Annotated in this window: 3 protein-coding genes; all 3 read left to right on the top strand. The window is 72.7% G+C overall.

What is annotated here, in order from left to right:
* Positions 1–201 precede the first annotated feature (201 nt).
* The 3 genes from FL311_RS39495 (at position 202) to FL311_RS39485 (ending at position 6,675) form a co-directional block, all read left to right on the top strand.
* A complete protein-coding gene (locus FL311_RS39495; protein ID WP_141332811.1) occupies positions 202–3,978 on the top strand; it encodes a DUF3858 domain-containing protein in 3,777 nt (1,258 codons plus the stop codon).
* Positions 3,979–4,124: 146 nt separating this feature from the next.
* Positions 4,125–5,195 carry a YXWGXW repeat-containing protein gene (locus tag FL311_RS39490; protein ID WP_141332810.1) on the top strand — a complete coding sequence of 357 codons (1,071 nt, stop codon included), beginning with the start codon at positions 4,125–4,127 and terminating at the stop codon, positions 5,193–5,195.
* Between the two features lie 139 nt (positions 5,196–5,334).
* Complete coding sequence (locus tag FL311_RS39485; RefSeq protein WP_228557388.1) at positions 5,335–6,675, top strand: sorbosone dehydrogenase family protein; 1,341 nt, start codon at positions 5,335–5,337, stop codon at positions 6,673–6,675.
* The last annotated feature ends 207 nt before the right edge of the window (positions 6,676–6,882 follow it).

Below are 6,882 nucleotides of genomic sequence, written 5' to 3'. Positions count from 1 at the left end.
CCCCGGCCCCGCCGAAGGTGGCCGCGGCGGTGCCGGCCAAGGCGGTGGTGCCGAAGAAGGCGCCTCCTCCGCCCCCCAAGAAGCAGCCCGTCAAGCCCGCGCCCAAGAACGGCAAGCGCCGCTAGACGGGCACGAAGGCGACAGAGTTCCGCAGGGGAATATGGCCAGTGACGGGGGATTGCATTATCCCTCGGCACTCCTATGCGCACCTTCCGCCGCGGCCTGACCGCGTTCGCACTCGTCGCCGGCCTCACGGGCTGCTCCCACTCCCCCACCCCCAGCGTCGCGCCGCGCGTGCTGGAGAGCGCCGCGGAGAAGGCGCGCTCCGGCACGGACGAGGCGCGCACGCTCGCCTTCGCCGGCTTCCACGCGTACCTGATGGAAGGCGACGCGGCGGCGGCGCAGCAGCGCTTCGACGCGGCCGTGGCGAAGGACCCGGCGGACCCCTACGCCCTCATCGGCCAGCACCTGCTCGCGCGCCGCGCGGGGCGGCCGGACCGGGCGCTCGTCGCCGCGCTGGAGGTGGTGACGCGCGCGCCCACGCACCCGCTGGCGCTCATCGGCGCGCGCTACGCGCTGGACACCGTGGGCACCGCGCCGCCCCTGGATGAGGCCATCCTCCAGGCTTCGCAGAAGGCGCTCGCGGCGGGCGCGGCGGGCGAGACGGCGTACCTGCTGCGCGGCGCCCAGCTGTCGGTCGCGGTGACCCGCGGAGATTCGAAGACGCGCGACGCGGTGCTGCGGGAGCTGGGCGGCGTGTCCGAGGCGACGCTCGTGGGGCCCTTCTCCGCCTTCCATGTCCTGTCGTGGGACGAGGCATGGCCCACCGGCCAGGGCGGCTCGCTCACGGGCCCGTTCACCGGCGCCTTCGGGGCGCTCCCCCCGCGCAAGCTGCTGGCGCCGGACGGCCGGCTGGATTTGGGCGGCGAGCCGGGCGAGGGCGACGTGTACCTCATGGCCTTCGACGCGGAGGTGCCGCAAGGGGCGACCTACGTGGCGCGCTCGGTGAGCGCCGCGTCGCACCAGGTGGTGGTGGACGGCACGCTGGTGCTGGAGCGCGCCGCGTGGACGCAGGCCACCTCCACCGTCACCAGCCGCGCCGTGAAGCTGTCGGCGGGCAAGCACCGCATCATCGTCCGTCAGCTCAAGGGCGGCACCTCCGGCGTGCTGTCGTTCTCGCTGCTGCGCGAGGACGGCCAGCCCGCCAACGTGCGCTTCACCGCGGCCACCGGACCGGCGCCCGCGACGTGGGGCAGCGCCCCCTCGCTGGCCGACGCGAAGGGCGTGTACCCCACCGCGAAGTCCATCAAGGACGCGCTCTCGGGCGAGGCGGGGGAGCTGCTCTCCACGTTCCTCGCGGCGCGTGACGGCCTGGCGCGCGACGCGGACGGCGCCCGGCGGCTGATGTCGGACGTGGACGCGACGACGCCCGCGCTGCTGGCCCTGCGCGCGGAGGTGGCCGCGGCGGACCGGACGGTGCCCTCCAAGGTGGCGCGCGGCCGGGCCACGAGGGATTTGGAAGCGCTCTTGTCCAAGGACCCCACCCACGTGGCCGCGCTGCTCCTGCGCGCGGACCTGTTCATGGACGACGGGCAGGCGGCGAGCGCGCTGGAGACCCTGAAGACGGCGAGCGAGGCGGTGCAGCCTCCGGGCTTCCCGCTGTTCCTGATGCGCGCGCGCGCGGCGCTCACGCTGGACGTGGACGCGCTGGCGGAGGAGTCGCTGGCCGCGGCGCTGCAGCTCCAGCCGCGGCTGTGTGAGGCGCTGGGGCTCCAGTACAACCTGGCGCGGCGGCGCGACGCGGTGGAGCGCTCCAACACGCTGGTGGAGGCACAGAAGGACTGCCCCGGCGTCGCGGCGCGGCGGGCGGACCACGCGCGCACGCGGGGGGACCTGGAGGCCGCCGCGCGCGAGTACGCGCAGCTGCTCGCCCGGGACCCGACGAGCGTGAGCGCGGGCACGTCGCTTTCGACCCTCTACGTGGGCCTGCGTCGCCATGACGACGCCATCGCCGTGCTGGAGAAGCTGGCGGTGACGTGGCCGCGCAACACGGAGCTGCTCAAGCGCATGGCGGACGTGCGCGAGTACTCGGGCAAGGGCGCGGAGGCGCTCGCGCTGCGCGAGAAGGCGCTGGCGCTCGCGGGGGACGATTTGTCGCTGCGCCGCGCGGTGGAGCGCGCGAAGACGGGCAAGGAGCTGCTGCAGGAGTTCGCCATCGACGGGCAGCAGGCGCTGCGCGCCTACGACGCGGAGCCCGTGACCGGCGGCGCGGCGGTGTTCGTCCTGGATGCCGCGGCGGTGCGCGTGTACCCGGACGGCAGCATCGTCAACCGCATCCACACCATCCAGAAGGCGCTGGAGCAGTCGGGCGTGCAGGAGATCGCGGAGGTCAACGTGCCCCGCGGCGCGCAGGTGCTGGCGCTGCGCACGCTCAAGGCGGACGGGCGCGTGCTCGAGCCGGAGAACATCGAGGGCAAGGACACGGTGAGCCTGCCCGGCGTGCAGGTGGGGGACAGCGTGCAGGTGGAGTACCTGCTGGCGGAGAGCCCGCGCGGCCCCGCGCAGCCGGGCTTCACCGCGTCCGCGTTCTACTTCCAGATCGCCAACCAGCCCAACGCGTGGACCACGTACACGGTGGCCGCGCCCAAGGGCACGGGCATGAAGGTGGACGCGCACGGGATGAAGGCGCCCCAGCCCACGGTGAAGGGAGACGAGGAGGTCTTCCACTACGAGGCGCGCCGCGTGCCGCCGTTCATCCCCGAGCCGGACGCGCCGCCCTCCGGCAACGAGTACCTGCCCTTCGTCATGGTGGGCGCGGGCGCCACGGGCAACGACAGCCTGGCGCGCATCTACGGCGACGCGTTCCAGGAGCGCTGGGCGCGCACCGCGGAGGTCGTCCGCTTCACCCGCGAGGCCACCCAGGGCAAGGAGGGCCTGGAGGCGGTGAAGGCGCTGCACGCGGCGGTGATGCAGCGCTTCTCCGGACGGGACAACGGGCTGGGCCAGTCCGCGGCGTCCACGGTGGCGCAGGACCGGGGCAGCCGGCTGACGGTGCTCAAGGCGGGCCTGGAGGAGCTGGGCATCCCCTCGCGCGTGGCGGCGGTGCGCACCTTCAACGTGGACCCGGCCGAGTACCTGTTCCCCAACGACAGCCTGCTGCCCTACGCCGCCCTGCGCGTGGAGGTGCCGGGGAGCGAGCCGGTGTGGGTGGACACGTCGGTGCGCTACGGGCCCTTCGGTGAGCTGCCGGAGTTCGCCATGGGCGAGCTGACGGCGTACCTCTTGCCGGAGCCGGGCAGGAAGCTGGAGGTGGTGAAGACGCCCGCGACCAAGCAGTCCACGGGCAAGCAGGTGCGCCTGACGCTCTCGCTCGACGCCGACGGGAAGCTGACCGGCAAGGGCGAGGAGACGTACACGGGCTTCGAGGCGGCGCAGCTGGCGGAGGCCTTCAACCAGCTGTCGGCGGAGAGCCGCAACCAGGCGCTCCAGGGCGCGGTGGCGCGCTACTTCGGCGGCGCGGCGCTCTCCAGCGTCACGCTGGACCACCAGGACCAGGTGGGCGCGCCCTTCGTGCTGCGCTACGAGTTCACCGTGCCGCGCTTCGGACGGCTGGAGGGTGGCAACCGCATGGCGCTGGGGCCCCTCACCTTCCCCGCGCAGCTGGGCCGCCGCTACGTGCAGCTGAGCAGCCGCCGCACGCCGCTCTACATCGACAACACCGAGGCCAGCAGCACGCAGGTGACGCTGTCCTTGCCCCCGGGCTGGAAGCTGCCCGACCCGCAGCCCCCCATCGACGTGAAGAACCCCTTCGGCCAGTTCACCCGCACGGAGAAGCAGGAGGGCGCCACGCTCACCATCACCGAGTCGCTGCGGCTGCCCCGCGCGCGCGTCGCGCCCCGCCAGTACGAGCAGTTCGCCGGCTTCACCGGGGACGTGGACCTCATCCAGACGCGGGAGATGTTCCTGGTGAAGCAGTAGCCCGCCCGCCTGTCCGCCCGCTCTCCCAGCGAGACGGGTCGACCCCCGAGGGGCTCCCGGGTTGAATACGGGCGCCCCTCACGCGTCCATGGGGCGTGAGGTGCCCCTTGCACGGGGCGCTGGATTCTCAACCTGGAGACGACGTCATGAGTCCTCGAAGCTGGCTCTGGATGGTGGCCCTGCTGTCGGCCCCGGTGGTTCAGGCGCAGACGACGCCAGTGCCCGCCGCGGACCCCTCGTATGACGGCCGCGAGTACGGCGAAGGCGAGTTCGACGAAGACTCCGACGAGGAGATTGCCCCCATGGCGCCCCAGCCTCCTCCGGCGCTGCCCACCGAGCAGCCCTCGCGCAGGCCCTATGCCGGCGCCGTGTGGGCCTCCGGGCACTGGTACTGGGACGGCGACGAGTGGCGCTTCAACCCGGGCACGTGGCTGGCCCCCATGGATGGCTACCAGTTCGTGAACGGCTACTGGGAGGAGGACCGGGGCGCCTGGTACTGGGTCTCCGGCGGCTGGGCGCGGCGGGGCACCACCGAGGTGGAGATTCCCATCGCCGTGTCCTCCGAGGCCCTCACCGTGCAGCAGGCGCCTCCCGCGCCGCGCCAGGAGGTCCGTCCGGCCGCGCCCTCCGCCAACCTCACCTGGGAGCCCGGCTACTGGTACTGGTCCGGCCACAACTGGGACTGGGTGGATGGCACGTGGGCCGCTCCACCGCGCGCGGGCCTGGTCTTCGTGTCGCCCCGCTGGGTGCAGCGCGGCCTGACCTGGCACTTCGTCAGCGGAGGCTGGGCGCCGCGCGGCTCGCTGCACGTCACCGTGCCCGTCTTCCGCCACGCCCGCGTCTCCGTGCGCTGGGGCCACCCCAACTACTTCGCGCACACGTGGTACCGCGCGCCGGCCGTCCGCTACTACTACCACCGCCCGTGGCGCGCCTCCGGCCACTACTACCGGCATGACCGCGTCTGGCGCTCGCCGACCTACTACCACCGCGCCTCGCCGGGCCACGGCCGCCCTGGCTACCACCGCCGCGACGACTCGTGGCGCGGCCGCGATGACCGCTGGAAGAGCCACCACCGCGGGCCCGAGCGCCACGAGCGCTGGCGCGCCCCCAGCCACCGCTCCTCGCCCCGCGGCCACGAGGCCACGCCCGTCCGCGGCGGCGACCGCCACCGCGGCGGACGCGGCGGCGGGTGGGGAGACGGCGACCGTCGGCGCTGAAGCCCTGGCGCGGGGCCCGCCTTCCCGGGAGCCCCACCCCCAGCGTTCACCCCTCGACAGGGGCGCCGTTCAGATTCGCGAAAATCAAGATTAAACAGCAAAACCCAGGTGCCTCATCCCCCTCCTTCAGGAGTGCACCATGACACCTGGGTCCTGTCGTTTCGCGGTGTTGCTGTCCTTGTTCCTCGTGGCCCCGGCCTGCGCGCCGGAGCCCGCGTCGGGAGAGTCTCCGCCCCCGGAGGGCCTGGAGACCTCCAGCGCGGCCATCACCCTGCCGCCGTCGTACACGGACGCGCAGGTGACGGCCGTCGCCCGGCCCACGGCGCTGGCCTTCACGCCGGATGGGCGGCTGCTCATCACCACGCAGACGGGGCAGCTGCGGGTGTTCAGCGGGGGCGTGCTGCTGCCGACGCCGGCGTTGAACCTCTCCGCGGTGCTGTGCACCAACTCGGAGCGCGGCCTGTTGGGCGTGGCGGTGGACCCGGACTTCGCCACCACCGGGCACATCTTCCTCTATTACACGTTCAACAAGTTCAACACGTGCACGACGAACATCGCCAACGTGGCGGTGAACCGCGTGTCGCGCTTCACGCTGCCGAGCACGAACGTGGTGAGCCCGTCGAGCGAGGTGGTGCTGCTCGACAACATCCCGTCCCCGGGCGGCAATCACAACGGCGGTGACTTGCACTTCGGCCCGGACGGGCTGCTCTACATCAGCGTGGGCGACGGCGGCTGTCAGCTCGGGGACCCGAGCCGCTGCGGGGGACAGAACACCACGGCGCGCAGGCTGGACGTGCTGCTCGGGAAGATGCTGCGCATCCGCAAGGATGGCACCGTGCCCACGGACAACCCCTGGTACGCGGTGTCGGGCAGCCGGCGCTGTGGCAATCCCGCGGGGGTGCCGACGGGCACGGGGCCGTGCCAGGAGAACTACGCCACGGGCCTGCGCAACCCGTTCCGCTTCGCCTTCCAGCCGGGCACCAGCACGTTCTTCATCAACGACGTGGGCCAGAGCGTGTGGGAGGAGATTGACGAGGGCATCAAGGGCGCGGACTACGGCTGGAACACGCGCGAGGGGCACTGCGCGAACAACTCCACCACCAACTGCGGCGCGCCTCCGGTGGGGATGACGAACCCCATCTTCGATTACAAGCGTGGCACCAACCCCACGGGCTCGCCGTTCCAGAACTGCAACTCCATCACGGGAGGGGCCTTCGCGCCGCCGGGAGCGTGGGCGAACGCGGACGACAACGCGTACTTCTTCAGTGATTACATCTGCGGGAAGGTGTTCAAGCTGGTGCGCGGCGCGGGCGGCGCGGTGACGGTGGACGCGTTCGCCACGGGCCTGGGCTCCGGCTCCGCGGTGACGCTGCGCTTCGGCCCGTCGGGCACGCGCCAGGCGCTCTACTACACGACGTACGCCGGAGGCGGAGAGGTGCGCCGCATCGAGTTCACCGGCACGCGCACCGCGACGCCGTAGCGGGAGCTCGACAGGCGGGGCCCCGGACGTGACGCGCTGACGTCCGTCCGGGGTGTCCGCTGTCCTCGCCCGCTCCAGCGGGTCAGTGGACCTCAGTAGTAACAGAGGAAGTCGGGCCCGCAGGAGCCCGGACGCCCATTGCAGACACAGTGCCTGTCCTCCGAACACTCCTGCATCTCGCACACCGGGTCACCACCACCGCCACCC

Origin of the sequence: Myxococcus sp. AB025B (assembly GCF_006518215.1) — a bacterium.
Lineage (GTDB): Bacteria > Myxococcota > Myxococcia > Myxococcales > Myxococcaceae > Myxococcus > Myxococcus fulvus.
Note: the sequence above shows the minus strand (reverse complement) of the source record. Positions and strands in the feature narration are given on the sequence as shown.